23 protein-coding genes are annotated in these 26293 nt (G+C 63.3%); 17 read left to right on the forward strand and 6 right to left on the reverse strand.

Annotation, left to right across the window (positions count from 1 at the left end; genetic code table 11):
- Positions 1 to 4: 4 nt before the first annotated feature.
- Positions 5 to 1099 (forward strand): M14 family metallopeptidase, encoded by a 1095-nt coding sequence (locus PIN31009_RS08160; protein WP_150789913.1) that lies wholly within the window; start codon positions 5 to 7, stop codon positions 1097 to 1099.
- Between the two features lie 62 nt (positions 1100 to 1161).
- Here the strand turns inward: PIN31009_RS08160 and PIN31009_RS08165 are convergent, their stop codons facing one another.
- Positions 1162 to 2364 (reverse strand): ammonium transporter, encoded by a 1203-nt coding sequence (locus PIN31009_RS08165; RefSeq protein WP_150789914.1) that lies wholly within the window; start codon positions 2362 to 2364, stop codon positions 1162 to 1164.
- Between the two features lie 407 nt (positions 2365 to 2771).
- On the opposite strand from PIN31009_RS08165, the gene PIN31009_RS08170 reads away from it, so the two are divergent.
- From PIN31009_RS08170 to PIN31009_RS08205, 8 genes are all read left to right on the forward strand, one after another.
- Positions 2772 to 3071 carry an antibiotic biosynthesis monooxygenase family protein gene (locus PIN31009_RS08170; protein ID WP_150683775.1) on the forward strand — a complete coding sequence of 100 codons (300 nt, stop codon included), beginning with the start codon at positions 2772 to 2774 and terminating at the stop codon, positions 3069 to 3071.
- Between the two features lie 185 nt (positions 3072 to 3256).
- Positions 3257 to 3991 carry a FadR/GntR family transcriptional regulator gene (locus PIN31009_RS08175; protein WP_150683776.1) on the forward strand — a complete coding sequence of 245 codons (735 nt, stop codon included), beginning with the start codon at positions 3257 to 3259 and terminating at the stop codon, positions 3989 to 3991.
- 81 nt (positions 3992 to 4072) lie between these two features.
- Positions 4073 to 5494: an FAD-binding oxidoreductase gene (locus PIN31009_RS08180; protein WP_150789915.1), complete on the forward strand. Its 1422-nt coding sequence runs from the start codon at positions 4073 to 4075 to the stop codon at positions 5492 to 5494.
- A 156-nt stretch (positions 5495 to 5650) separates the two neighbouring features.
- On the forward strand, positions 5651 to 6541 hold the full coding sequence (locus PIN31009_RS08185; RefSeq protein WP_087688462.1) for an amidohydrolase family protein: 891 nt from the start codon (positions 5651 to 5653) through the stop codon (positions 6539 to 6541).
- An 82-nt stretch (positions 6542 to 6623) separates the two neighbouring features.
- Positions 6624 to 7853 (forward strand): MFS transporter, encoded by a 1230-nt coding sequence (locus PIN31009_RS08190; RefSeq protein WP_150683779.1) that lies wholly within the window; start codon positions 6624 to 6626, stop codon positions 7851 to 7853.
- Between the two features lie 75 nt (positions 7854 to 7928).
- A complete protein-coding gene (locus tag PIN31009_RS08195) occupies positions 7929 to 8678 on the forward strand; it encodes an electron transfer flavoprotein subunit beta/FixA family protein (RefSeq protein ID WP_058379682.1) in 750 nt (249 codons plus the stop codon).
- 12 nt (positions 8679 to 8690) lie between these two features.
- Positions 8691 to 9623: an electron transfer flavoprotein subunit alpha/FixB family protein gene (locus PIN31009_RS08200; protein WP_150789916.1), complete on the forward strand. Its 933-nt coding sequence runs from the start codon at positions 8691 to 8693 to the stop codon at positions 9621 to 9623.
- Positions 9624 to 9746: 123 nt separating this feature from the next.
- A complete protein-coding gene (locus tag PIN31009_RS08205) occupies positions 9747 to 10859 on the forward strand; it encodes an NAD(P)/FAD-dependent oxidoreductase (RefSeq protein ID WP_150683781.1) in 1113 nt (370 codons plus the stop codon).
- A gap of 203 nt (positions 10860 to 11062) precedes the next feature.
- Here PIN31009_RS08205 and PIN31009_RS08210 read toward each other — a convergent pair whose 3' ends face one another.
- The gene (locus PIN31009_RS08210) at positions 11063 to 11836 is read right to left on the reverse strand and encodes a transposase (RefSeq protein WP_141118733.1); all 774 of its coding nucleotides are present in this window, start codon (positions 11834 to 11836) and stop codon (positions 11063 to 11065) included.
- Positions 11837 to 12196: 360 nt separating this feature from the next.
- Between PIN31009_RS08210 and PIN31009_RS08215 the strand changes: the two genes are divergently transcribed.
- From PIN31009_RS08215 to PIN31009_RS08225, 3 genes are all read left to right on the forward strand, one after another.
- The gene (locus tag PIN31009_RS08215; RefSeq protein ID WP_150683782.1) at positions 12197 to 13000 is read left to right on the forward strand and encodes an IclR family transcriptional regulator; all 804 of its coding nucleotides are present in this window, start codon (positions 12197 to 12199) and stop codon (positions 12998 to 13000) included.
- A gap of 358 nt (positions 13001 to 13358) precedes the next feature.
- Complete coding sequence (locus tag PIN31009_RS08220; protein ID WP_150683783.1) at positions 13359 to 14441, forward strand: porin; 1083 nt, start codon at positions 13359 to 13361, stop codon at positions 14439 to 14441.
- A gap of 35 nt (positions 14442 to 14476) precedes the next feature.
- The gene (locus PIN31009_RS08225; protein WP_150789917.1) at positions 14477 to 15838 is read left to right on the forward strand and encodes an MFS transporter; all 1362 of its coding nucleotides are present in this window, start codon (positions 14477 to 14479) and stop codon (positions 15836 to 15838) included.
- Positions 15839 to 15914: 76 nt separating this feature from the next.
- Here the strand turns inward: PIN31009_RS08225 and PIN31009_RS08230 are convergent, their stop codons facing one another.
- The 3 genes from PIN31009_RS08230 to PIN31009_RS08240 form a co-directional block, all read right to left on the reverse strand.
- On the reverse strand, positions 15915 to 16925 hold the full coding sequence (locus PIN31009_RS08230; protein ID WP_150789918.1) for an AraC family transcriptional regulator: 1011 nt from the start codon (positions 16923 to 16925) through the stop codon (positions 15915 to 15917).
- 120 nt (positions 16926 to 17045) lie between these two features.
- Complete coding sequence (locus PIN31009_RS08235) at positions 17046 to 17813, reverse strand: 3-hydroxyacyl-CoA dehydrogenase (protein WP_058379676.1); 768 nt, start codon at positions 17811 to 17813, stop codon at positions 17046 to 17048.
- A gap of 69 nt (positions 17814 to 17882) precedes the next feature.
- The gene (locus PIN31009_RS08240) at positions 17883 to 19544 is read right to left on the reverse strand and encodes an acyl-CoA synthetase (RefSeq protein WP_150789919.1); all 1662 of its coding nucleotides are present in this window, start codon (positions 19542 to 19544) and stop codon (positions 17883 to 17885) included.
- A gap of 701 nt (positions 19545 to 20245) precedes the next feature.
- On the opposite strand from PIN31009_RS08240, the gene PIN31009_RS08245 reads away from it, so the two are divergent.
- The 3 genes from PIN31009_RS08245 to PIN31009_RS08255 all read left to right on the forward strand — a co-directional run bounded on the left by PIN31009_RS08245 (position 20246) and on the right by PIN31009_RS08255 (position 23250).
- The gene (locus PIN31009_RS08245) at positions 20246 to 21379 is read left to right on the forward strand and encodes an acyl-CoA dehydrogenase family protein (RefSeq protein WP_150789920.1); all 1134 of its coding nucleotides are present in this window, start codon (positions 20246 to 20248) and stop codon (positions 21377 to 21379) included.
- A gap of 127 nt (positions 21380 to 21506) precedes the next feature.
- Positions 21507 to 22628: an enoyl-CoA hydratase/isomerase family protein gene (locus PIN31009_RS08250; protein WP_150789921.1), complete on the forward strand. Its 1122-nt coding sequence runs from the start codon at positions 21507 to 21509 to the stop codon at positions 22626 to 22628.
- A gap of 64 nt (positions 22629 to 22692) precedes the next feature.
- A complete protein-coding gene (locus PIN31009_RS08255) occupies positions 22693 to 23250 on the forward strand; it encodes a YggT family protein (protein WP_058379672.1) in 558 nt (185 codons plus the stop codon).
- Positions 23251 to 23313: 63 nt separating this feature from the next.
- Here the strand turns inward: PIN31009_RS08255 and PIN31009_RS08260 are convergent, their stop codons facing one another.
- Entirely contained in the window at positions 23314 to 23577 is a 264-nt protein-coding gene (locus PIN31009_RS08260; protein WP_087688449.1) for a hypothetical protein, read from the reverse strand.
- A 511-nt stretch (positions 23578 to 24088) separates the two neighbouring features.
- Between PIN31009_RS08260 and PIN31009_RS08265 the strand changes: the two genes are divergently transcribed.
- Positions 24089 to 25258, forward strand: coding sequence for a MurR/RpiR family transcriptional regulator (locus PIN31009_RS08265; RefSeq protein WP_246185559.1), 1170 nt, complete (start codon positions 24089 to 24091; stop codon positions 25256 to 25258).
- Complete coding sequence (locus PIN31009_RS08270) at positions 25255 to 26235, forward strand: isoaspartyl peptidase/L-asparaginase family protein (RefSeq protein WP_150789922.1); 981 nt, start codon at positions 25255 to 25257, stop codon at positions 26233 to 26235. Before PIN31009_RS08265 ends, PIN31009_RS08270 begins: the two co-directional genes overlap by 4 nt.
- Positions 26236 to 26293 lie beyond the last annotated feature (58 nt).

Consider the following 26293-nt stretch of genomic DNA (forward strand, 5'->3'; position numbering starts at 1 on the left):
CGCCATGACGACCGGACTTTTCTCCGTGAGCTATTCGCAGGCGCGCAAGCGGTTTGCCGCGGCTGCGCGCGCTGCGGGTGTCGATGTCGAGAGCCACGTGATTCAGGGCATCATCGGGCGCGAAGGCGAAGCGTTGGCCACCGATGTTGTGCGGCTTGGTTCACCGGATGCCCGGCGCCTGTTGATCCTGACGTCCGGCACGCATGGCGTCGAAGGTTTCTGCGGCAGTGCGGCGCAGATTGCCCTGCTGGGCGATTCGGGATTGCAGGCGCGTCTGGCAGCGGCCGATGTGGCGATTCTCGTGGTGCACGCGATCAATCCGTATGGCTTTTCGTGGCTGTCGCGCACGAATGAAGACAACGTCGATCTGAACCGCAACAGCATCGATTTCACGCAAGCGCTGCCGGTCAACGATGCCTACGCCGACTTGCATGCGCTGCTCGTGCCGCCGATCTGGCCGCCATCGGATGTGAATGCGGCAGCGATTGCCGACTACATCGCGATGCATGGAGAACCGGCGTATCAGCGCGCGCTGACGATCGGGCAGTACAGCTTCGCAGACGGGTTGTTCTACGGCGGGCGCGGGCCGGTGTGGAGCACTCGTCTGATGCGCACGCTGATCGACACGCATGCGAAGGGCTGTGATGCCATCGGTTGGATCGATTTCCATACCGGCCTCGGTCCGCCGGGGCATGGCGAGAAGATCAGCGTGGGGCAGTTGGATGCGGCGGAGTTGCAGCGGGCGCGCCGTTGGTGGGGCGCCGATGTGGCGAGTCCGGTGGATGGCACGACGGTGGCGTCGAACGTCGGCGGCCCGTTGCTCGACACGCTGCGCTTCGCTCGCCCGGATGCACAAATCACGGCGATGGCCATCGAGTACGGCACGGTGCCGCTCATCGACATGCTGCATATGCTGGGCGCCGACGCGTGGCTGCGTCGAAACCCGGAAACACCGTCCGAACAGGCGGCAAAGATCCGCGATCAGGTGCGCGCAGCGTTCTGCTTCGACGACGCCGGATGGCAAGGCCAGATTCTCGGTCAGGCGCGTGTTGCGATTCTTCAGGCGGTGTTGGGGTTGGGGCGGGGGGAGGGGGCTTGAGGACGCTGGGAGTGCTTTGCTGAACGCCGATTTCGTCGGCGTTCAGTCTTGCCTTTTTACTCCTACCAGTTCGTCTCCCGCTCTGGCGTCGCCGTAATCTTATGGATCGAGAGATCCGCACCATAGTATTCCTGCTCGTCGTCGAGTCGTAGCCCCACAGTGCGTTTCAGCACGCCATAGACGACGTAGCCGCCGACGAAGGCGATCACTACACCCGATACCGTCCCCACGACCTGCGCGATAAAGCTCACGCCGCCCAGCCCGCCGAGTGCCGTCTGGCCAAAGATGCCGGCCGCCAGACCGCCCCAGATACCGCAGACGCCGTGCAACGGCCACACGCCGAGCACGTCGTCGATACGCAGGCGGTTCTGCGTCACCGTGAACAACCACACGAACAGCCCACCGGCGACCGCACCTACCACCAGCGCGCCCAGCGGATGCATCACGTCCGAGCCTGCACAAACTGCGACGAGACCCGCCAACGGACCGTTATGAATAAAGCCCGGGTCGTCCTTGCCGACCCACATCGCAATCAGCGTGCCACCTACCATCGCCATCAGCGAATTCACGGCCACCAGCCCCGAGATGCCGCCCACACGCTGCGCGCTCATCACGTTGAAGCCGAACCAGCCGACGATGAGAATCCACGCGCCGAGCGCCAAAAACGGAATCGATGACGGCGGGTGCGCCGCGACCTGACCCTGCCCGTTGTAGCGTCCACGGCGTGCGCCCAGATGCAGCACGGCCGCCAGTCCGATCCAGCCCCCTACCGCGTGCACGACCACCGACCCCGCAAAGTCGTGGAACGGTGCGCCGACCGTGCGCGTCAGCCAGTCCTGAATACCGAAGTGGCCGTTCCACGCGATGCCCTCGAAGAACGGATAGATCAAACCCACGAGGAAGAACGTCGCCAACGACTGCGGATGAAACTTCGCCCGCTCGGCAATCCCGCCCGACACGATCGCCGGAATCGCGGCGGCAAACGTCAGCAGGAAGAAGAACCGGATGAGCGCATAGCCGTTGTGCTCGGCCAGCACCGTGGCGCTCGACCAGAAGTCCACGCCATAGGCGAGCGGGTAGCCGATGAAGAAGTAGGCCAGCCCCGAGACGGCAAAGTCGGTCAGGATCTTGACCAGCGCATTGACCTGATTCTTCTTACGGACCGTGCCGAGCTCGAGAAAAGCAAAGCCGGCGTGCATGGCAAGCACCAGGATCGCGCCGAGTAACAGGAACAGCACGTCGCCGGGTGTATTGGTATTGGGCATGAATGTGCTCTTTTGGTGCAGACGGGAAGAAGAAAGATGATGAGCAAGACCGATGCCAGAATTTTCAGGTCACTGATTTGTATGGATGTTTCGCCAGATGGAAATGCCTGAGGGGCAAATCTCGGCACGTTCGTGGTGCGGCGACGGCGATCGTGAGCGACGCCGGTGCATCGACGCAGTGGATGGCGTCCTCGGCGGGGTCATCGGCAGCGCCGGCAATGCCGTCGATAAAACTCTGTAAGCGATACGCGATGGCTCGCGCGATGCGTGGCCGCAAGGCGCGGTATAGAATCGAGCGTTCTCGCACCGGGACGTACCGTGTATCGCGTATCGTGCCGCGTGCGCTGCAACCGCGTGACCACATCAAAACATCCAGTCACACACGAGCCAACCACTGAGGAAAACCCATGATCTTTGAAATCGCCCAGATCGAAGTCAAACCCGGCACGGAAGCGGCATTCGAGCAAGGCGTCGCCAAAGCCGCGCCGCTGTTCAAGGGGTCGAAAGGCTGCCATGGCATGCGCCTGCTCAAGCAGATCGAGCAGCCGACGCATTACAGCCTCGTCGTCACTTGGGAAACGCTGGAAAACCACACCGTCGACTTCCGTAACTCGGAAGCCTTCGCCCAGTGGCGTGCCCTCGTGAGCGATTGCTTTGCCTCGCCGCCGAACGTGAGCCACGTGACGGAAGCGCTGATCGGCTTCTAAGTCGATTTCAGGCGGACGGCAGAATCAAGGGCGGTGCCCGGTCAACACGGCCGGCACCGCCCAAGTTTTTTCATGGTGTGAGATAGCAGGGAACACTAAGACCAAACCAAGGGTTAACGCGATATAACGCCTCAAAAGTTTTCATATAACATGCAAACCAGAAAAGCATGAGATGACGTGAGAGGATGACAACCAAGCCCAAAACCCTGACCGAACAGGTCTCGCAGCAACTGCATGACGCGATCCGGCAGGGGATCTATCCCGTCGGCACCAAGTTGCCGACCGGCAAGCAGCTCTCCGAAACCTATGGTGTGAGTCAGGCGGTGATCCGTGAAGTCACGGAACGTTTGCGCGCACAGGGGCTGATCGACAGTCGTCAGGGCGCGGGCGTCACGGTACGCGCGCGTACGCCGTCCAGTGGCTTTCAGGTGCCCGTCGGGCAAGACGCGGCCGATCTCGCGAGCGTGTACGAACTGCGCCTCGATCTCGAAAGCACGGCGGCGGCGCTCGCAGCGGTGCGTCATACCCAAGAGGACATCCGTCTGCTGGGCGAGATTCTCGAAAAGCTCGAAACCAATCTCTATCACGCGGAAAACGGCGTCGAGTACGACACCGCGTTTCACGCCGCCATCGCACGCGCTACACACAACCGCTACTACGCCGACCTGTTGCAGTACCTGAATCTCCAGATCCGGCAAGTGGTGCAGGCCGCGCGCACGAATACGCTGCGCCACGAAGGGCTGGCGGCGCAGGTGCATCAGGAGCACGTCGCCGTGTTCAACGCCATCAAGGCGCGTGATCCGCTGCTGGCACGCGCCGCATCGCTCTCGCACTTGCTACGCGCGTCGGCGCGCCTTGGCCTGACGCTGCCCGGACGCGACATCATCACCGGGGCCATCGCGCCCACGGTGGCGTCTTAGGGCCTGCGGCCCGTCTTGCAAGCATCGCTCGACATCGAATACCCCCAACTTCTCGCCCCCTAACTTCCGACGCGTGATCCCATGACAATCACTGCCTTCGCTCAACGCCTCATCGACGCTATCGGTGCCGATAGCGTGCTCACCGCTCCCGACGACATCGCCCCATGGCTGGCCGACTGGCGCGGCATGTACCGTGGCAGCGCGCAGGCTGTGGTGCGTCCGCGTTCGACGGAGGACGTCTCGAAAGTGCTCGCCCTGTGCCAGCAGACGGCAACGCCGGTCGTGCCGCGCGGGGGCAACACCGGTTTGTGCGGTGGCGCGACGCCCGACGGTGCGGCGCAGAACGTGGTGCTGAGCCTCGATCGCATGAACGCCGTGCGCAGCCTCGACACCATCGCCAACACGATGGTGGCCGAAGCCGGTTGCATTCTTCAGGACCTGCAACGCGTAGCGAGCGACGCCAATCGTCTGTTTCCGCTGAGTCTCGCGGCAGAAGGCTCGTGCCAGCTTGGCGGCAATCTCGCCACCAACGCCGGTGGCGTGAACGTAGTGCGCTATGGCATGACACGCGAGCTGGTGCTCGGTATCGAAGCCGTGCTGCCCAATGGCGAAATCCTGCACGGCCTGCGCACCTTGCGCAAAGACAACACCGGTTACGACCTCAAACAATTGCTGATCGGCTCCGAAGGCACGCTCGGCATCATCACGGCCGCCGCGTTGCGGCTGTTTGCGCCGACGCCGGTGCGTCAGGTGGTGATCGCGGCTGTCACGTCGCCGCGTCAGGCGCTTGAACTCTATGAACTGCTGTTCACCGAGTGCGGCTCGCGCATGCAGGCGTTCGAATTCTTCACCGGTGAATGTGTCGACCTCGTCATGGCCCACGTGCCGGGCGTGCGCGCCCCGTTCGGTGAGCGTCATCCGGGTTATGTGCTGGTGGAACTGGCCGACACGGCCGACGAGCAGGCGCTCGCCGCGCTGCTGGAGCGAGTGATCGAGACCGCCATCGAGCGCGATCTGTGCGCCGACGCAGTGGTGTCGTCCACGCTCGGTCAGGTCGAAGAGATGTGGAAGCTGCGCGAAGAGATTTCCGAAGCGCAACGCGCCGATGGCCCGCACTTGAAGCACGACGTGTCGCTGCCCATCGAGGCCATTCCCGAATTTATGGAGAGCGCCGAGGCGCGCGTGCGCCGTGTGTGCCCGCAGGTGCGGCCGTTCATCTTCGGGCACTTTGGCGACGGCAATCTGCATTACAACCTCTCGCGCCCGGCGGGCGAGCCAGCCGACTTCATGGCGAAGCACGGCGAGGCGATCACCGCCGAAGTGCTCGACGAAGTGGCGCGCTACGGCGGCAGCATCAGCGCGGAGCACGGCATCGGCCAGCTCAAGCGCGACTACTTCGCGAAGTACAAGTCGCCGCTCGAACTGCGCCTGATGCGCGAGATCAAGGCCGTATTCGACCCGGCCGGCATCATGAACCCGGGCAAGTTGCTCAAGGTGCAGTGAGGTGGCTGTTCACAGGCATCGGCGGTGCCGGTGCCTGATGTGCTTCAACCGTGATTCACCTGTGATTCACCTGTGATTCACCCGTGTTTCATCCGAATTTTTCCCGGCGTGAGCCCGACGTCCAGCCTGACGCCTCGCGCCCTTTGAGGAGTCGTCATGACTGTAACTTCCGCTGCCGGGGCACCGTTGTGCCTTGGCCCGCTGCCGGAGATCGATCCGCCGACGTTCGACGTGCCGTTCGGTGCCGTCGATACGCATGCTCACGTGGTCGCCGCCAGCGACGCCTATCCGATGGTGGCCGAGCGCAGCTACACGCCGCCGCCCGCGCCTGAAGACAAGTATCTGGCGATGCTCGACGCCACTGGCATGACCTACGGCGTGCTGGTGCAGATCAGCGTCTACGGCACCGACAACCGCTACATGCTCGAAACGCTGAAGCGTCACCCCGACCGCCTGCGTGGCATCGCCGTGGTGGCGCCCGAGGTGACCGATGCTGAACTCGAAGCGATGCACGCAGCCGGTGTGCGTGGTCTGCGGATCAACGTGCTGTTTGGCGGCGGCATCGGTTTCACGGCGATGGAAACGCTCGCGCATCGCATCAAGGATCTGGGCTGGCACATGCAGTTCCTGATGGACGTGAAGACTTTGCCCGAACTCATGCCACGCATGACGAAGCTGCCCGTGCCGGGCATCGTCGATCACATGGGCCACACACCGGTGGCGCAAGGGCTCGACTCGCCGGGCTTCACGGCGTTGCGCTCGCTGGTGCGCGATCACGGCTATTGGGTGAAGTTGTCCGGCGCGTACCGGATCAGCGAGCGTTTCCCGTCGTTCGACGACGTGACGCCGTTCGCACAAACGCTGATCGCCGACGCACCCGACCGCATGGTGTGGGGCAGTGACTGGCCGCACGTGTCGCTCACGCGTATGCCGAACACCGGCACGCTGCGTAACCTGCTGCCGCAGTGGGCCCCCGACGCCGACACGCGCCGCCGCATTCTCGTCGACAACCCGGCGCGTCTGTACGGCTTTCCGGCGAAGGGCTGAATTCAACAACAGATCGTAGCGGAAGTAGTACCCGGGCGCATTGGGCGCCCTTGCATCACCAAGGATGAATGGGGAGACAGGGATGGATTGGTATCGTCAGATGAACAAGACCGAGCGGCGCACGTTTATCGCCGCCTTCGGCGGTTGGGCGCTCGATGCGCTCGACTTCATGGTGTTCACGTTTGTGATCACCACGTTGATTACCGTGTTCAACATCGACAAGGGACAAGCCGGCATGCTGGCGACCGTGACGCTGTTGTTCTCGGCGATCGGCGGCTGGCTGGCCGGCGTGCTCGCCGACCGCTTTGGCCGCGTGCGCATCTTGCAGGCCACGATTCTGTGGTTCTCCGTGTGCACGGTGCTGATCGGCTTCGCGCAGAACTTCGAGCAGATTTTCGTGCTGCGCGCGCTGCAAGGCTTGGGCTTCGGCGGTGAGTGGGCCGTGGGCTCGGTGCTGATGGGCGAAATCGTGCGCACCGAGTATCGCGGCCGCGCTGTCGGTACGGTGCAAAGCGGCTGGGCCATCGGCTGGGCCGTGGCGGCACTGTGCTACACGCTGTCGTTCTCGTATCTGCCGGAAGAATATGCGTGGCGTGCGCTGTTCTGGATCGGTGTGATTCCGGCGCTGTTCGTGCTGTTCATCCGCAAGAACGTGCCCGAGCCGGAACTGTTCGAGCGCACCCGCAAGCGTGAGGCCGCCTCGGCCAACCGCACGTCGGCATGGGCGATCTTCTCGCCGGCGCTGATCAAGACGACGTTGCTCTCGGCACTGCTGTGCACGGGCGTGCAGGGCGGTTACTACGCCGTGACGACGTGGCTGCCGACGTTCCTGAAGACCGAGCGTCACCTGTCGGTGATCGGCACGGGCGGCTATCTGCTGGTGATCATTCTGGGCTCGTTCATCGGCTACATCACCGGCGCGTATCTGACCGACAAGCTGGGCCGCCGTGCAAACCTGCTGATCTTCGCGGTACTCTCTGGGGCGAGCATTTACGCCTACACGCAATTCCAGTTGAGCAACGATCAGATGCTGATTCTGGGCTTCCCGCTGGGGTTTGCCGCCTCGGGTATTTTCAGCGGCATGGGCGCGTATCTGACGGAGTTGTTCCCGTCGGCCGTGCGTGCCAACGGGCAAGGTTTTGCGTATAACTTCGGGCGCGGCATCGGTGCGCTGTTCCCGAGTCTGGTCGGCTATCTGGCCAAGACGAGCGGTCTGGGCACGGCCATCGGCATGTTTGCCGGCGGTGCTTATTTCGTCGTGTTGGTCACGGCGTTCTTGTTGCCCGAGACGAAAGGGCGCGAGATCGAGTAAGTTCGTATTCTTCGCGGGCGGCAGGGGCTGCATGAGCAGCCTGCCGCCCGGTTTTTCTGAATCAAGGGAGTCCGCATGAAGGTTCTGGTTCCGGTCAAACGGGTAGTGGATTACAACGTAAAGGTTCGCGTGAAGAGCGACGGCAGTGGCGTCGACATCGCGAACGTGAAGATGTCGATGAATCCGTTCGACGAAATCGCGGTGGAAGAGGCGGTGCGTCTGAAGGAAGCGGGCGTGGCGACGGAAGTGATTGCGGTGTCCGCAGGCGTGGCGCAATCGCAAGAGACGCTGCGCACGGCGCTGGCCATCGGTGCGGATCGCGCGATCCTGATCGAGTCGGATGAAGAACTGCAACCGCTGGCCGTGGCCAAGTTGCTCAAGGCGGTGGTCGACAAAGAGCAGCCGCAACTGGTGATTCTGGGCAAGCAGGCCATCGACGACGACTCGAACCAAACCGGCCAGATGCTCGCGGCGCTCGCGAAGCTGCCGCAGGCGACGTTTGCTTCGAAGGTGACGGTGGCGGACAACCGCGCACAGGTCACGCGTGAAGTGGACGGCGGTCTGGAAACGATCTCGCTGTCGCTGCCGGCAGTCATCACGACCGACTTGCGCCTGAATGAGCCGCGCTATGTGACGCTGCCCAACATCATGAAGGCGAAGAAGAAGCCGCTCGAGACGGTGAAGCCTGCCGATCTGGGCGTGGATGTGGCGCCGCGTCTGAAGACGCTGAAGGTGGCCGAGCCGCCCAAGCGCAGCGCAGGGGTGAAGGTGGCGGACGTGGCAACGCTCGTCGACAAACTGAAGACCGAAGCCAAGGTCCTGTAAGGAGACGACGAGATGAGCATTCTGGTAATCGCAGAACACGATAATCAATCGATCAAAGCGGCAACGCTGAACACGGTGGCCGCTGCCCTGCAATGCGGTGACGACGTGCACGTGCTGGTGGCCGGTTCGAACGCCAAGGCCGCCGCTGACGCTGCCGCGCAAATCGCCGGTGTGAAGAAGGTGCTGCTCGCTGACGCGCCGTACTTCGCCGACGGTCTGGCGGAAAACATCGCTGACGAGGTGGTGTCGATCGCAGGTAACTATTCGCACATCTTGGCAACGGCCACCGCCTACGGCAAGAACATCGCCCCGCGCGTAGCCGCACTGCTCGACGTCGCCCAAATCTCGGATATCACGAAGGTCGACAGCGCCGACACGTTCGAGCGCCCGATCTACGCCGGTAACGCGATTGCGACGGTGCAAAGCGCCGACAAGGTGAAGGTGATCACGGTGCGCTCGACGGGCTTCGACCCGGCAGCCGCGACCGGTGGCAGCGCCGCAGTGGAGAGCATTGCCGCCACGCCGGACGCCGGTCTGTCGCAGTTTGTGGGCCGTGAAGTGACGAAGCTGGACCGCCCGGAACTCACGAGCGCGAAGATCATCGTCTCGGGTGGCCGCGGTCTGGGCTCGGGCGAGAACTACACGAAGGTGCTGGAGCCGCTGGCTGACAAGCTGGGCGCGGCGCTGGGCGCTTCGCGCGCGGCAGTGGACGCCGGTTATGTGCCCAACGACTATCAGGTCGGACAGACGGGCAAGATCGTGGCACCGCAGTTGTACGTGGCGGTGGGCATCTCGGGCGCGATTCAGCACTTGGCCGGGATGAAGGATTCGAAGGTGATCGTGGCGATCAACAAGGATCCGGAAGCGCCCATCTTCTCGGTGGCGGATTACGGTCTGGTGGGCGATCTGTTCACCGTCGTGCCGGAACTGGTGAACGCGCTGTAAGTAACGCTGTAACGAAATCGCGCTGCGGAGTGAGTCGAGAGACTGGCTTCGCAGCCGATTCGCATGAGGATGCGGGAGCGGCCTGCGTCTTTATCCGAATCGGAAGGCAACCAAGGAAGATCAATGGACAAAGTCGATTGCGTCGTGATCGGCGCGGGCGTGGTGGGACTAGCGGTCGCACGCGCCATGGCCATGGCGGGCCGCGAGGTGGTCATCCTCGAATCCGAGCGTGCGATCGGCACCGGCACGAGCTCACGCAACAGCGAAGTCATTCACGGCGGTATCTACTATTCGCCCGGCTCGCTCAAGGCCCGGCTCTGCGTGGAAGGCAAGCACAAGCTGTATGACTTCTGCGCCTCGCACGGCGTCGAGCATCGACGCTGCGGCAAGCTCATCGTGGCGACCACCGATCATCAGGTCGGCGAACTCGAAGCGATCGCCGCCAACGCTCGCGCGAGCGGCGTCGATGATCTGCAATGGCTGAGCGCCGGCGAAGTGGCCCAACGCGAACCCGATTTGCACACCTTTGGTGCATTACTCTCACCGTCAACGGGCATTGTCGACAGTCATGGTCTGATGCTGGCGTTGCAGGGTGACGCTGAGAACGCGGGAGCCATGCTGGCCTTCGACGCGCGCGTCGTTGGTGGCCGAGTGGGTGGGGCAGCGGGGGCGGAAGGTATCGAACTCACCGTGCAGACGGGCGGCGAGACGTCGACGCTACTCGCCAACACGGTAATCAACAGCGCGGGTCTGTTCGCCGTTGATATCGCCCGCACGTTCGAAGGGCTGGACCCGGCGCATATCCCGCAGCGGTACTACGCGAAGGGCAGTTACTTCACCTGTGCGCAGCGCGCGCCGTTCACGCACCTAATCTATCCGGTGCCGGAACCCGGCGGCTTGGGTGTTCACCTGACGCTCGATCTCGGCGGGCAGGCGCGCTTCGGCCCGAATGTCGAATGGGTCGACGACATCGATTACACGGTGAATCCGGCGGATGGCGATGGCTTTTACGCTGCCGTGCGCCGCTATTGGCCAGCCTTGGCCGACGGTGCATTACAGCCGGGCTATGCAGGCATTCGACCGAAGATCAGTGGGCCAGGGCAACCGGCGGCGGACTTCCGTATCGACGGTCCGGCGGTGCATGGCGTGTCAGGGCTCGTCAACCTGTTCGGCATTGAATCGCCCGGGTTGACGGCATCGCTGGCGATTGCCGACGCGGTGCACGCACTACTTTGACGCGAGATCGCGGCCAGACGGTCGCAATCTCGCGCGATCTCGCGTTTTTCTCGCGCAAGGGCCCAGACAGCGCCGCTTGAGCTAACCCCGTGATGCCAGCCTGACATTCTGACTGACGGTGCCGCGAGCATTGCGCGGCATTCCTGTCGGATCGAAGTCGTTGCTTGGTGGTGATGCGTTGCTGCCGATATCGACGATATCGATCAGCGCACGGCCACCGGGGGCTTCCACGAAGCCGGGTTCGTCCAGAACACGCCGCGCAGGCGATCGGTGTCGCCACACGGCGTGCTGCGGGCCGGCTTGCTGATCTGACCTGCACAGGCGCTGATATCGCGGCCCGATTGTTGCAGGCGTTTCAAAATCGTATCGAGCATCCCCGATTCGCGCCATTCGTTCAACTTGCGGCGGCAAGTCGGCACGGAGGGATACTGCATCGGCAGCTTCGACCAGCTCTCTCCCGTGAACAGCACCCACAAGACAGCATTGGTCAGCGTGCGCTGCTCGACTTGAGGGCGACCACGTCGTTCCGTACGGACCGGACGGTCGCAAATCAGATCACGCAGGGCGTGCCATTCAACGTCGCTCAGTTCATTAAACATAACACCTCGACCCAAAACAAACGGAGGCGCCGCAGGGGGCGAGTCCGGACTTCGCGATCTGGCACTTACCGGTGCAATCTGGTGCGTGCTTATCGTCGAAACCTCGGCCAAGGCGGCGTCGATCCCCGATGCTGGAAATACAAGCAACAAGCATGCCAGGTCATCGGGTTCTCTCGTGAAGAACGCGGCGGGCGGGTCGGACCACACGGCGAAGGGAGCGTTTAACCAGCAAAAAAACGCCCACTTGGCAGGTGGGCGCAGCTCCTGGTGGCTATTGGGATAGGCAATCGCAAAAGCGTCAGGAGAAAAGGGATACGTGCGTTTGGCGGGTCCGGATCGTTTGTTGTTCTCGGTGCCTGCCAGAGTGTCTCGCTCCACTTGCGCCAGCTTGTCAAGCTTGCAGGCGCAATGATGACAAAAAGTGAGCGTCGACGCGCTTCGGAATTACCCCCATTGCGGTGCATGGACCCGCGACGAGGCGAATCGCCCAAGAAGGGTGCCCGCCTGCGCCGTCAAAGGGCAGGCTGCCGCCAGAACGGGCGCAACCCATCGCAACCCGTCGCGAACCGGCGCAACCCGGTGTCTCGTGAGGTGAGAACCGGCCGGCGCGATGCCTGGCTTCATGCTGCCGTCGCCGGGGCTGCGATGCGTGCCCTATAATGTGCGCCTTCCCTGACTATCGTCTATCGGCTGCGCGAAACGCTCGCATGCCGGTCGGCGCCAGTGTGCGCAAACGGCATGAGCAACGATACCGATAACAAATACTCCGTCCCGGGCCTCGAACGCGGCCTGCGCATCCTCATGACCTTCTCCGCGCGCGAGCCGGTGTTGGGTGGGGCCGATCTGGCACGACGACTCGACATCCCGCGCTCGACTGTCTTTCGTCTGCTCCAGACGCTGGAAGCCGAGGGCTTCATCGAGAAGGCGGGCGACGACCGTCACTACCGGCTCGGCGTGGCCGTGTTGCGGTTGGGCTTCGAGTATCTGAACTCGCTTGAGCTGACCGATCTCGGCACGCCGGTGATCGAGAAGCTGCGCGATGCGACGGGCTTCTCGAGTCACATCCTGATTCTGGACCAGCGCGATGCCGTCTTCGTCGCGAAGGCTGCGAGCCGCGAACTGGTGTTCGGCACCGTGCGTGTCGGCACGCGGTTGCCGGCGCACGCGACGGCGGTCGGGCACATTCTGCTCGGCGACTATTCACTGCCGTCGCTCAAGCAGTTGTATCCCGAGCGCAAGCTCGAGGCCTATACGGCGCACACGCCGACCACCGTCGAAGCGCTGCACCGCGTGGTGCAGGAAGACATCACGCGCGGCTACAGCATGAGTCAGGCGTTCTTCGAGCAGAACATCTCGACGATTGCTGCGCCGGTGCGCAACCATCGCGGTCAGATCGCCGCCGTCATCAGCGTGACGATTCCGCAGGCCCGCGTGGAAGCCGATTTGCTGGAGAACGGCATCGTCGAAAAGGTAGTGTCGGCTGCGGACGAACTCTCGCACAAACTCAACTACCGGGGCGAGTCGCTGACGGCGGTTCGGTAAGGTGGATGCTGCCTTCGCGCGGCGAAGTTTTCGGCGAATTCAGGGGCCCCACGGGGCCCCTTTCTTATGCCCGCGCGCCGGGGTTCTCAGCGAGTCGGAAGCAATTTTTTCTCCACAGACGCGCGAGCGCTTAGTCATTAGCATTTGCGCAACATCAATAAACGCCGGCTTATTTTCTGCTTGTCTCACTTTATCCTCTTCGCCATAATTGTCTCACCTATTAACCATTGTTTCATAGGTAAGACAATATAACGATGTGAACCGAGACGTCCTGCAACGTTCTTGTTGACGGCGGCGTGATCGGTGCGGGGCCTCTGGACGGCGCCGGAAGCATCAAGAAGCAGAACAGGAGTAGAAGGTGAAGAGACGCAGTATCGTCGCAGCGTGCCTCTTGGCATGCGTCGGCGCGGCCCATGCCGCAGGCAATTCGTTGCAGATTTACGGGACCATCGACGACGGCCTCACTTATGTGAGCAACTCCGGCGGCGGTCGTTTGTTCAAGATGGACGCCGGCATCGGCCAGCCTGATCGCTTCGGCCTGAAAGGGCGCGAGGATCTGGGCGGCGGGCTCGCGGCAGTATTTCAGTTGGAGCAGGGCTTCAACACCAGCACCGGCGCGTTGATCAACAGTGGCGTCGAGTGGAACCGTCAGGCGTGGGTCGGTCTGGCCAGCGATCGCTTCGGCACCGTCTCGATCGGCCATCAGACCGATTTCATGCAAGACGTGTCGATTCGCTATTCGAACGGCTTCTGGCAGCACAACCTGTACGCCTACCACCCGGGCAACCTCGACAATCTGGCGAATTCCTCGCAGATCGACAATGCCGTGAAGTGGAACAGCGCGAGCTATCTCGGCCTGACTGGCGGCCTGATGTACGGCTTCGCGGGCGGCAATGCGCTGGGCCGCACGGTCGGTGGCTATGTGAAATACGACAACGGTCCGTTGTCCGTCGCGGCTACCTACGTGAGCATCAACAAGCGCACATTCGACTTCTCGTCGCGCCTTGGGCTCACGTCGCTGTTCGGCCAGTCGGGGCTCTCGGCGACCAACGTCTTCAAGTCGGACGCCGTGAACAACACCGGCATCGGCGCCTCGTACCGCATCTCGTCGCGCTGGAACGTGCACGCGCTCTACACCCGCAGCGAAGTGCGCGCGGTGGGGGGCTCGGGCAACATGTTCAACTACGACGTCGGCAGCGAATATCGCGTGACCGATGCCAACGCGCTCACGCTCGGCTACTCGTACTCGTCGTTCAACCACACGCACTACAACCAAGTGGAAGCCGGCGATCTGTACTCGTTCTCGAAGCGCACGCAACTGCAAGCGCAGGTGACGTACATCGCGGCCAACGGTAACAACAAGGCGGCGTCGTACCCGATCGGCGCGTCGAGCAACCACGATCAGGTGCTCGTGCGCTTGGGCATGTACCACAGCTTCTGATTGCGGCCCCCACGAGAATCAATACGAGAATTCACATGTCAGTCTCGCCGTCCCCCTCATCCGCGCAGCGCCCGTCGCGCGTGCGCTACTGGATGCTCTTTCTGGTGTTCGTCGGCACCGTGATCAACTATGTCGACCGCGCCAACCTGTCGGTGGCCGCGCCGATGCTCAAGCAGGAGTTCGGTCTGGGCCCGGTCGAACTGGGCTTCATCTTCTCCGCGTACGCGTGGACGTATGTCATCGCCAACATTCCGGGTGGCTGGGTCATCGACCGGTTCGGCACACGCGCCATTTATGGCGTGGCCATTCTGAGCTGGTCGGTGCTCACGTTCATGCAGGGTTTCGCGACGCGTTTCGTCACGCTGTTCGGCATGCGGCTTGGCGTGGGCATTGCCGAGGCACCGACATTCCCGGTCAACAACCGCGTGGTCTCGATCTGGTTTGCCCAGCGCGAGCGGGGCGTGGCGACCAGCGTCTATCTCGTGGGCCAGTACATCGGCATGGCGGCACTCACGCCGTTGCTGTTCTGGATTGCGCACACGTGGGGCTGGCGTGAGATCTTCTACGCGACGGGCTTGCTTGGCATTGTCTGGGCCGGTGTCTGGTATCTGGGCTATCGCGATCCGGACAAGTGTTCGTGGGTCAACGCGGCCGAGTTGCAGCACATCCGCAGTGGCGGCGCGCTCGTGGAAGTGAAGTCTGCGGATCATGCCGCCGCGCAGAAATTCCCTTGGAAAAAGTTGCTGGCGCTGTTCCGCAACCGGCAGATCATCGCCATTTGCGTGGGCAAGTTCGCGTCGCTCTCGTCGCTGTACTTCTTCCTGACGTGGTTCCCGACTTACCTGATCACCGAGCGCAAGATGACGGTGCTCAAGGCGGGCGGCATGACGTCGGTGCCGTTTGTCGCGGCGTCGATCGGTGTGGTGTGCGGCGGGTTGCTTTCTGACTGGCTGCTGCGACGTGGCGTGGCCGTGGGCACGGCGCGCAAGACGCCGATCGTGACGGGCCTGCTGCTCGTGCCGACGATGTCGCTGTGCGTGCTGACGGATGCCAACTGGCTCGTCATCGCCATCATGTCGTTCGCGTTCTTCGCGCAGGGCGTCGCTTCGGCGTCGTGGTCGCTGGTGGCCGATATTGCCCCGAAGGGCATGGTCGGGATCACCGGCGGCGCGGTCAACTTTGCCGGCAATCTGTCGGGCATCGTGACCCCGATTGCCATCGGCTTTATCGTGAAGGCTACCGGTTCGTTTGGGTGGGCGCTGGGGCTGATCAGCCTGTTCGCCATTGCCGGCGTGCTGTGCTATCTGCTGCTGCTCGGCGAGGTGAAGCGTATCGAGTTGGACGACGATGACCACGGCGCAGAACAGCGTGCCGACGTGAAGGCCAAGGCGGCTTGAGGCGGCGTCTTATTCTCAGGTAGTGCAATGAAAAGCGGTGCGAAAGGCAGATACCCTGCCGGTCGTACCGCTTTTTTCATGCCTCGACGGCTTGTCGCCGATAGTCGCCCGGACGTACCCCGGTCCACTTGCGGAACGCGCGAAAGAACGCGCTCGGATCGGCAAAGCCCAGCGACAACGCAATATCGAGCATGGGCTTAGACGTATTGCACAGCGCATGGATGGCAAGGTCGCGTCGCAACTGGTCCTTGATCGATTGATACGACTGGCCCTCGTCTTCGAGCCGCCGCCGCAGCGTCGACGCCGTGGTGTGAAACTCGCCCGCGAGCGCTTCGAACGCCGGCCAGCTGTCGGTCGGCATGGTCTTCAACCGTCGCCGAACCCGCGCGACCATTCCCTTCGTGTTCTTGTATTTGAGGATGATATTGCCCGGTGCGGCACGCAGGAAATCCTTGACGGTGACTTCGTCCTGCACCACGGGAAGATCGAGACATGCCGCGTCGAACTCGATGCCGGTGTGTTCGGCATTGAAGACCAGCCGCGGCGAATACATAGTGCGGTACTCGTCGCTATAAACCGGCTCGTCATAGGCAAAGTACGCGGTGCTTAGCGACACGCGGCGCGCGATGAGCCAGCAGGTGAGCGCGTAAAAGAGGATCAGCAACGTCTCGTGGCCGAAGACGCGCGGTGCCTGCGCATCGTCACGTTCGTGCACCTCGAGCCGGGCCAGCGAGCCGTCGCGCACGAGATGCATTTCGAGGTCATCGAGCAGCAAGCCGAAGAAGCGTGCGGCCCGCAATAGCGCCTGTTCCAGCGTGCGACAAGCGATCACGCTGTGGCACAGCATCGCAAAACTGCCGACCTTCATGCGGCGAGAATCCTGCCCGAAAAACTCGTCGTCCAGTGCAATGCTGATGAGCCGCCAGAGTCTGGCGTAACGATCGGCCGGCACGCGCGCCTGCGGATGCGCAAGCAGCGCGGGGGCGATATCGGCGGCACGCAACAGCGCGTACGAATCGCCGCCGAGACGCTCGACGTGAGCGAGCGCGTTGATGACGAAGTGAATCGAGATGCTGCCTTTTTCCATGCGTGGCGAACCGGGATGTCGGAGCAGGGGGACGCAGGGATTCTAGCAGTGCGGCCCCCGTCATCGCTTCGACAGCCGTCCGAAAATCGGATCGGCGGTTTCCTAATTCGCCAACGGGTCTTACTTCGGTGCCATGCGCAGCGCGCCGTCAAGGCGAATGACTTCACCGTTCAGCATGGTGTTCTCGACGATATGGCGCACCAGACCGGCGTATTCGGACGGACGGCCCAGACGCGGCGGGAAGGGCACCGATGCGCCCAGTGCTGCCTGCACTTCGGGCGTCATGCCGGCCATCATCGGTGTCTCGAAAATGCCCGGGGCTACCGTCACCACGCGTACGCCCACGCGCGCCAGTTCGCGGGCGGCGGGCAGCGTCAGCGCAGCCACACCTCCCTTGGACGCTGCGTAGGCCGCTTGGCCGATCTGACCGTCGAACGCTGCCACCGAAGCGGTATTGACGATCACGCCGCGCTCACCTTCCGCGTCGGCGGTGCCTTCGGCCATGGCCGACGCCGCGATACGCAACACGTTGAAGGTGCCGATCAGATTGACGTTGACGATGCGCGCAAAGCTGTCGAGCCGGTGCGGCCCCTGCTTGCCGAGAATGCGCTCGCCGATGACGAGCCCCGCGCAGTTGACGACGCCGTTCAGACGGCCGAAGGCGGTTGTTGCCGTATCGACCAGACGTTGCACGTCGTCTTCGCGCGTGATGTCGGTCACGACGAAGCGTGCGGCGTCACCCAGTGCTTCGGCCTGCTTGGCGCCGGCTTCGGCGTTGATGTCGCCCAGCACGACTTTCGCACCGGCATCGACAAACATGCGCGCGGTGGCGGCACCCAGACCGGACGACGCGCCGGTGACGATGAATACGTGATCCTTGATCTGCATTGACTGCGCTTCCTGTAAAGAAATGGGTGTCGAGCTTCGGGTTCGAGATTCAGATTCGAGCCTCAGATATCAGGCTGCATTGGCCGCCGCCTGCTGCGCCTTGGCGATTTCCTGATTACGCAGGATGAACCGCTGCAACTTGCCGCTTGGTGTCTTGGGCAACTCGCTGACGAATTCGACTTCGCGCGGATAGGCGTGGGTAGAAAGCCGATGCCGCACGTGCTCCTGCAATTCGCAGGCGAGCGCTTCGCTCGGGGCGTACTGCGGATGCAAGACGACGAACGCCTTGACCAATTCCGTGCGCTTCGGGTCGGGCTTGCCGACCACCGCCGTTTCGACCACGGCCGGGTGTTCGATGAGCGCGCTCTCCACGTCGAACGGCCCGATGCGGTAACCGGCAGAGGTGATCACGTCGTCGTTGCGGCCGACAAAGCTGATGCTGCCATCGTCGTTGCGCTCGACCGTATCGCCCGAGAGGTAGTAATCGCCGACGAACGACGGCGTCTCGCGCTCCCAATAGCCGCCGAACCACATGAGCGGCGATTGCTTGCGGTCGAGGGCGAGCACGCCGGGTTGCCCGGCCGGGCATTCGCGCCCGTCGTCGTCGAGTACGACGACGCGATGCCCCGGCGAGGCGAAACCGGCGGCCCCCGCCTGCACCGGATGGTTGAGGGCGTGATGGTTGCACACGACCATACCCAGTTCGGTCTGGCCGTAGTGATCGTGAATGGTCACGCCGAGGTGTTCGGCAAACCAGCGAATGACTTCCGGGTTGAGCGGTTCGCCCGCGCTGGACACGGCGCGCAACTGCCCTTTGACGGGCGCGGCGGCCTTGTCGCCACCGGCAATCAGCAGCCGGAAGGCGGTGGGCGACCCGGCAAGGTTGGTGATGCCGAGTTTTCGGATGACCCGGTAGGTGCTTTCGACGTTGAACGGGCCGTCGTAGAACGTGGTCGGGATACCCATGGCCAGCGGCCCCGTCACGGCGTAGTAAAGGCCGTAAGCCCAGCCCGGATCGGCGATGTTCCAGAACGTGTCGGTCGGACGCAGGTCGACGGCGTCGCGCATGTAGCCCACGAAAGCCATGATCGCGCGCAGCGGCACCATGACCGGCTTGGCGGCACCGGTCGTGCCCGAGGTGAACATCATCAGGAACGGATCGTCGCCACGCCGCATCACGGGCGCGAACGTCTCGGGGTGTTGTTCGACTTCATGCCAGAAGCTGAAATCGCCACGTCGCACGCCTTCGCCGCGCGGCCCGCTCACCGTTGTCACGGGCGGGCAGTTCGCGACTTTGTCGAGCTTGGTACGATTGGCGGCGTCGGTCACCACGAGCTTGCTTTGCGCGCCTTGCAGGCGATGCTCGATCGCTTTCGGACCGAACGCGGTGAACAGCGGCTGATAGACCGCCCCCGCTCGCCACGTGCCGAGAATCGTTACGAGCAATTCGGGCGTGCGCGGCAACAGTCCACTGACGCGGTCGCCGGGCTGAACGCCTTGTTCGCGCAGAAAGTTGGCAAAGCGCGCCGAGAGCGTCTGGAGTTGACGGAACGTCCACGTCTGGCTCGTGCCGTCGCGGCCCTCCCAGAACAGGGCGATACGCCCGGGCAGGGCATGCCGGTCACAGCATTCGATGCAGGCGTTCATCGCATCGAGATTGCCGTCGAGCGTGGCCTTTACGGTCGCGTCGAGATCGAATGCCGCGTAGGCATTGGCGTAATCCGCAGTCATGGCTTGTCTCCTGTAGTCGGATGCTGGCCGGTAACAACGCGCCTATGATGAAGGCGCCGGCGCCAGCAAGACGGGCCCGGCGGACGGCGGCGTGTCGTATCGGCCTCCCCGGGCACCGTCTTGATTTGGCGCGGTGTTCGCGGGGCGATGGCGAAATTCATCGTAATGCGGGCCGTCGGCGACAGGCAATGTCCAAACGGGTCAGATTGGGTGAGGGATTTATCCACTGGACGCCGGTACTGGCCGGTCCCGATCCGCCCCGATGGGCAAGGCCTAGGGGTTTATCCGAGGCCGTTGCCAGAGGTTTCCGATGGCAATTCTGCTCATCCAATTTGCCGCTTTTGGCTATGGTGTCGCGCCACCGGCATCCCTAAACTTAGGGCCTGCTCCCCCTAATTCCGGGCTCGTGTTGCCCGGCCAAAGGGGCGAGCGCGAGGAATGAGCCGAAGCGAATATCGGGAATATTCGCGAGGATCATGACGTGGCGATCGCCCCTTTGGGTGGGCAACCCGAAGGGAACGTGCCCTACCGGCCGTCTGGCGGCGTTGCCCGCAGCTTGCTTGGAGCGACCAAGCGGCGCTGCGGGCGCCTTGCCAGCCAGCCGGTAGAACACGTTCACGAGCCCGGAATTAGGGGGAACAGGCCCTAATCCATCGACATCAAAACGGCGCCAGTGGCCATCACGGTGCGGGAGACAGAGCATGGATTTCTATACCGAAGACCAACGCATGATTCGCGACATGGCGCGCAGCTTCTCGAGTGAGCAACTCGCGCCGCATGCCGCCCAGTGGGATCGCGACTGCGCACTGCCCGACGCCATGGTGGCGCAGATGGGCGAGCTGGGCCTGCTTGGCATGATGGTGCCCGAGGAGTTTGGCGGCTCGTACACCGACTACACGGCCTATGCCCTGGCAATGGAGGAGATCGCCGTCGGGTGTGCATCGACTGCCACGATGATGTCGGTCCATAACTCGGTCGGTTGTGCCCCGATTCTGAAGTTCGGCAACGAGGCGCAACGGCAGCGCTGGCTACCGGATTTGGCAGCCGGGCGAAAGATCGGCGCCTTCTGCCTGACCGAGCCGCAGGCTGGATCGGAAGCGAACAATCTGCGCACGCGCGCCGAACGCCGCGACGGGAAGTGGGTCATCAACGGCAACAAGCAATTCGTGACGAACGGCAAGCGAGCAGCCATGGCGATCGTCTTCGCCGTCACCGATCCGGCGGCGGGCAAGCGCGGTATTTCGGCTTTCATCGTGCCGACGGATACCCCCGGTTTTGAAGTGGGGCCGCCCGAGCACAAGCTCGGCATCCGGGCCTCAGACACCTGCCCTATCACGCTGGTGGATTGTGCTGTCGACGATGACGCACTGCTGGGCGAGCCGGGGCAGGGGCTGAAGATCGCGCTGTCCAATCTGGAAGGCGGGCGCATCGGCATCGCTGCGCTGGCGCTGGGGGTGGCACGCGCGGCATTCGAAGCGGCGTTGCGCTATTCGGGAGAGCGTCAGCAATTCGGCAAGCCGATCCGTGAGCATCAGAGCATTGCCAATATGCTCGCGGACATGGCCACGCGTATCAACGCCGCACGGTTTCTGATCCTTCACGCGGCGGCACTTCGTACGCAAGGGCTGCCGTGTCTGTCGGAGGCATCGCAGGCGAAGCTCTTTGCCTCGGAATTGGCGGAATCGGTGTGCACGCACGCGATTCAGATTCATGGCGGCTACGGCTACCTTCAGGACTATCCGGTCGAGCGCCACTATCGCGACGCCCGCATCACCCAGATCTACGAAGGCACGAGTGAGATCCAGCGACAGGTGATCGCCCGCAATCTGGACTGAGAGCCTAAGGCGCTACGTACGTTCGTTCGTACTTTCGTACTTTCGTACGACAGGCGCGAACGACAACGGGCCGACCACCCGGCACGACAACCCGGCACGACAACCCCGCACACCGCGAGGAGGGCACGTGAATCTGCATGACGGCGCCGTTGAGGCGCAAGACGAAGTGTTGTTCGAAGTGATCAACGGGTTCGGCGTCATTACGCTGAACCGGCCGCGTGCGCTCAATGCCATCACGCACGGCATGGTGCGTTCGATGTGGCAGCAGTTGACGGCGTGGGCCGACGATCCGGCCGTGCGAGCGGTATTGATTGAGGGCGCCGGTGAGAAGGCGTTCTGCGCGGGCGGCGACGTGCGTGCTTTGTACGACAGCCGTCTGAACAACGCCACGCACCACCGTGACTTCTTCATCGACGAATATCGGCTCGACTACCTGATTCATCGCTACCCGAAACCCTATCTCGCGCTGCTCGACGGCATTGTGATGGGCGGGGGGATGGGGGTGGCGCAAGGTGCGGGCCTGCGGATCGTGACCGACAAGACCCGGCTCGCGATGCCGGAGACGGGCATTGGTTTGTTTCCAGACGTGGGGGCGAGCTGGTTTCTCGGCCACCTTGCACCGACGCTCGCCCGATACCTCGGGTTGGTCGGCACGACGATCGGGGCCGCCGACGCGCTTTACTGCGGGCTGGCCGATGTCTGGCTCGAAGGCGATGCGCCGTTGCATCTCCGCGAGACGCTCTGGCAACTCGACTGGTCGAAGGGCGACACGGCCGACCCGCTGGGCCAACTGCGCGCCGCCATCCTTCCTCTGGGCCGGACTTGGACCGATGCCGCGCCGCTGATTGCGGTGCGCGCCTCGCTCGACCGGCATTTCAGCGCCATCGACGTGCCGGCGATCCTCGCCTCGTTGCAGGCCGATACCGCAACGCCGTGGGCCGCCGAGACGCTCGCCCTGTTGCTGCAACGCTCGCCATTGAGCCTGTGCGTGACTGACCGGCAATTGCAGAAGGGCCGACGGCTCGATCTGGCCGACGCGTTTCGCATGGAGTTGGTGCTCGGCTACCACGCCTTCGAATCGGGGGATTTCGTGGAAGGCGTGCGTGCCCTGTTGATCGACAAGGACAAACAGCCGCGCTGGCGGTATGCGTCGATTGCCGACGTGCCGGTGGCGCAGGTCGACGCGTTTTTTACGTCGCCTTGGGCTGACGGCACACATCCGCTGGCAGGCTTGGGTAAAGACGAGTGAACTCGGGCGAACGCGTGCGACAATGCCGGTTTTGCGGGGCACCGCTCAATCCGTTGGAGTCCAGATGCTCGTCGAAATCGCCCGTCTGCTGCTAGATCTCGTTTTCTCGCTGTTCGGCGCCTTGCTGTTGCTTCGCGTGTGGATGCAAGCCACACGACTGCCTCCGGGCAACCCCCTGTCTCAGGGCATTTTCCAGTTCACTAACTGGCTCGTATTGCCGTTGCGGCGAGTCGTGCCCGGCGTGGGCGGGATCGACTGGGCGTGCGTGATCGGCGCTTGGTTGAGCGCTATCGTCTACCTGGTGCTGATCACTGCCGTGGTGGGGGTGTCGCCGCTCGCGGTGTTCCCGCGAGGCTTGCTGGTGGCGCTGGTGCTGGTCGCCAAGTGGGGCGCCAATCTGGTGATGTGGATGACGCTGTTGATGGCCGTGCTGTCGTGGGTGAATCCGCGCGCCGTGGCCATGCCCATCCTGCAACACTTGCTCGATCCGTTGCTGCGCCCGCTGCGCCGTGTCATTCCGCAACTCGGCGGCTTCGATCTGTCGCCGCTGGCGCTGTTCCTGCTGATGCAGATTCTGCTGATCGTGCTCGCACGCCTGAGTCTGTTCTTCGCAACGCTTTGATTTGGAAGGACCGGCGCCACTGCCGGTTCGACTACCAGATCAACTGGCGGGGTAACTGCCAGATCAACTGACCTTCATCTCGCGCCGCGCTGCCATGCGCGGCGCTTCAGAACGCTCGCCAGCCGAGGGCTCGATCCCCAGGCGACGCAACACCCGATGACCGTCTTCGGTCACCGTCACTTTTGTCTGTCCCTCATCGACGGCCACCTGCACCAGGCGGGCTTGCTCGAGCGCCGCGAGTTCGGGCGGTTCGAGCGCATCGGCATCGATGGGTCCAAGGGATGCGGCCGCCAGTATCAACGTGGCGATTTCATGCGGGCTCAGCATGGTCGTACTCCTTGAGGCGATGGCTTCACGTCAGCGTACGGGGCAGATGTAAGCCCACGGCTACGCCATGATTACTGCGTGTTACGACGTTACGACTCGCCTCCGACCAAGCCTCCCCAGGCGGTCATGCGACTGTCCTGTGAATCTACTGCCTGATGTTCGATACGGCCTCCCGGTTATCCGGCGAGTTCGTGGGTTCGGGTTTCCCCTAGTATGCCCGCATTTTACGTAGCTTGACGAGCTTCCCCCTTGTTTTGACAGGGTTTGCGGGACATCGCCCAGCATTTGACGGGCCATGTCACCCCGTTTGATCAATTTTTTTTCTTTTGACTAGGGCGTGATGAAAATATACTTTCTTCCACTTCGTGAATGTCACCGATAGTCGACGAAAAAACTAACGGTATGACTGGCGCCCTGACCGATTCGTTGCAGGGATTCGCGATCAAATTCTTTCATGCACTTTTGGTTACACCGGTGACAACGCCGGTGCCACGGACGACCCGCTTTTTCCATGATTGACGCCGACTCGTTGCCTGCCGATCTGCCGCTCACCGAGCGCATCGTGCGTGCCATGCCCGAACTGACGCCCGCGCAGCAGCGCATGGCGGCGTTTGTGCTGGACAACACGTTCCGGGCGGCGACCATGCGCATCGACGAGTTCGCGGCCGCAGTTGGCGTGTCGCTCGCCACCGTCAACCGGTTTGCCCGCGCACTCGGCTTCGACGGCTACCCGCAGTGCCGCGCCGCAATGGTGCGCGGCTTCGAAGCGACGCTCGCGCCCATCGAAAGCCTGCGCACGAGCAAGGCGCAAATGAGTGCCAGCGCCGACATCATGGCCGCGTCGCTCGCGCAGGCGATGGAAAACCTCGACTGGACCCGCCGCACGCTCGACGCGAGCACGTGCGAGCGCGCTGTCGACACGATCTTGCAAGCGCGCCGCATCCACGTGCTGGGGCTGGGGGCCAGTGGTTATCTGGCCGGGTTGCTGCATCACGGCCTCGACCCGTATTGCGAGAACGTGCAGGCAGTCGTGGGGGCGGGTGGCTCGACCCATGCGGCGCGCCAACTCTTCAAGCTGCGCGAAGGCGATCTGGTGATCGCGCTCGGCTTCCCGCGCTATGTGACCGATACGATCACGCTGTGCCGCCGGTTGCGCGGGCGCGGCGTGTCGGTGCTGGTGTTGACCGACAGCCCGACCTCGCCGTTGGCACCGCTCGGTGACATCGTCATCTTCGTGCGCAGCAAGCCCCGGTTGTCGAGCAACTCCGAAGCCAGTGTGCTCGCCATGATCGACGCGTTGTGCGACGCCGTCGCGCAGCGTGCCAAGCACGCGGTGGACCGTGCGACCGAACTGACCGACTTCCTGTTGCCGTGGCTCGACTCGGCATCGGTGGCCTCGGCCGCCGCGTCGGCGAATGCCCCCGTCAACGTACCGGCCAATACCCCCGTTGCCGGCTCAATCGGTTCGGTTGGCTCAGTCGGCTCTGTGATGGGCCGCGTCGCCACGCCGCAGGGCGCGACTGTCGCAACGATCGCGTCCATCGCCGCTAACGCCACTCCCTCGCATACGAACGCCGCTGCATCGGCCGCTACGGCCGCAGCGGCCACGAACCCGACCCCATCGACCGCGCTGACCAAGACGACGCAGACCGGTCAGGAAAGAAAGGACAAGGCCTCATGAGCACCCCACAACGCGCCGTCATCGCCATTCATGGCGGGGCGGGCACGATCAGCCGCGACACGTCGCCCGAAGAACTCAAGGCTTACCACGAGGCATTGGCCGACGTGCTGCGCGCCGGACAGGCCGTGCTGGCCGCTGGTGGCTCGGCGCTCGACGCCGTGACCGAAGCCGTGCGACGTCTGGAAGATTGCCCGCGTTTCAACGCCGGGCGCGGTGCCGTGTTCACGCACGAAGGCACGCACGAACTCGACGCCGCGATCATGGACGGCACGACGCTCGACGCCGGTGCCATCGCTTGCGTGCATCGCGTGCGCAACCCGATTCTTGCCGCCCGTTCGGTGCTGGAGCACAGCCCGCACGTGCTGCTGGTGGGCGAGGGCGCCGAAGCCTTTGTTGAAGGCCACGGTGCAGAGATGGTCGGGCCGGAATATTTCCATACCGATGCGCGCTACGCCCAATGGCAGCGCGCACTGGCCGACGCTGCCGTGGCGCTCGACCACGACATGCCGCTCAAGCGAGATGGCGCCTCGGGCGAACCGATTGAACCCATCGATCCGGACACGAAGTTCGGCACCGTCGGTGCCGTCGCATGCGATATCCACGGTCACGTGGCTGCCGCCACGTCGACGGGCGGCATGACGAACAAGGCCGTAGGCCGCGTGGGCGATTCGCCGCTCATCGGTGCCGGCTGCTATGCCAACGACGCCACGGCCGCGGTGTCGGCCACCGGCACGGGCGAAGCCTTCATTCGCGCAGTGGCTTGCTACGAAGTGGGCGCGTTGATGGCCTACGCCGGTTTGTCGCTGGCCGACGCGGCCGATCGTGTCGTCAACGAGCGTCTGCCGCGCGTGCAGGGCCGAGGCGGCCTGATCGCCGTCGACGCGCAGGGCAACGTGGCGCTGCCGTTCAATACCGAAGGCATGTATCGCGGCGTCGCACGCGTGGGCGAGACGCCCGCGACGGCGATCCACGAGTAACCCCCGATTCACCATCAGTACCGCATCAAGTCAGTATCAGTCGGCATCAGCAAGTATC

It is taken from the genome of Pandoraea iniqua, assembly GCF_902459685.1.
GTDB classification, from domain to species: Bacteria; Pseudomonadota; Gammaproteobacteria; order Burkholderiales; family Burkholderiaceae; genus Pandoraea; species Pandoraea iniqua.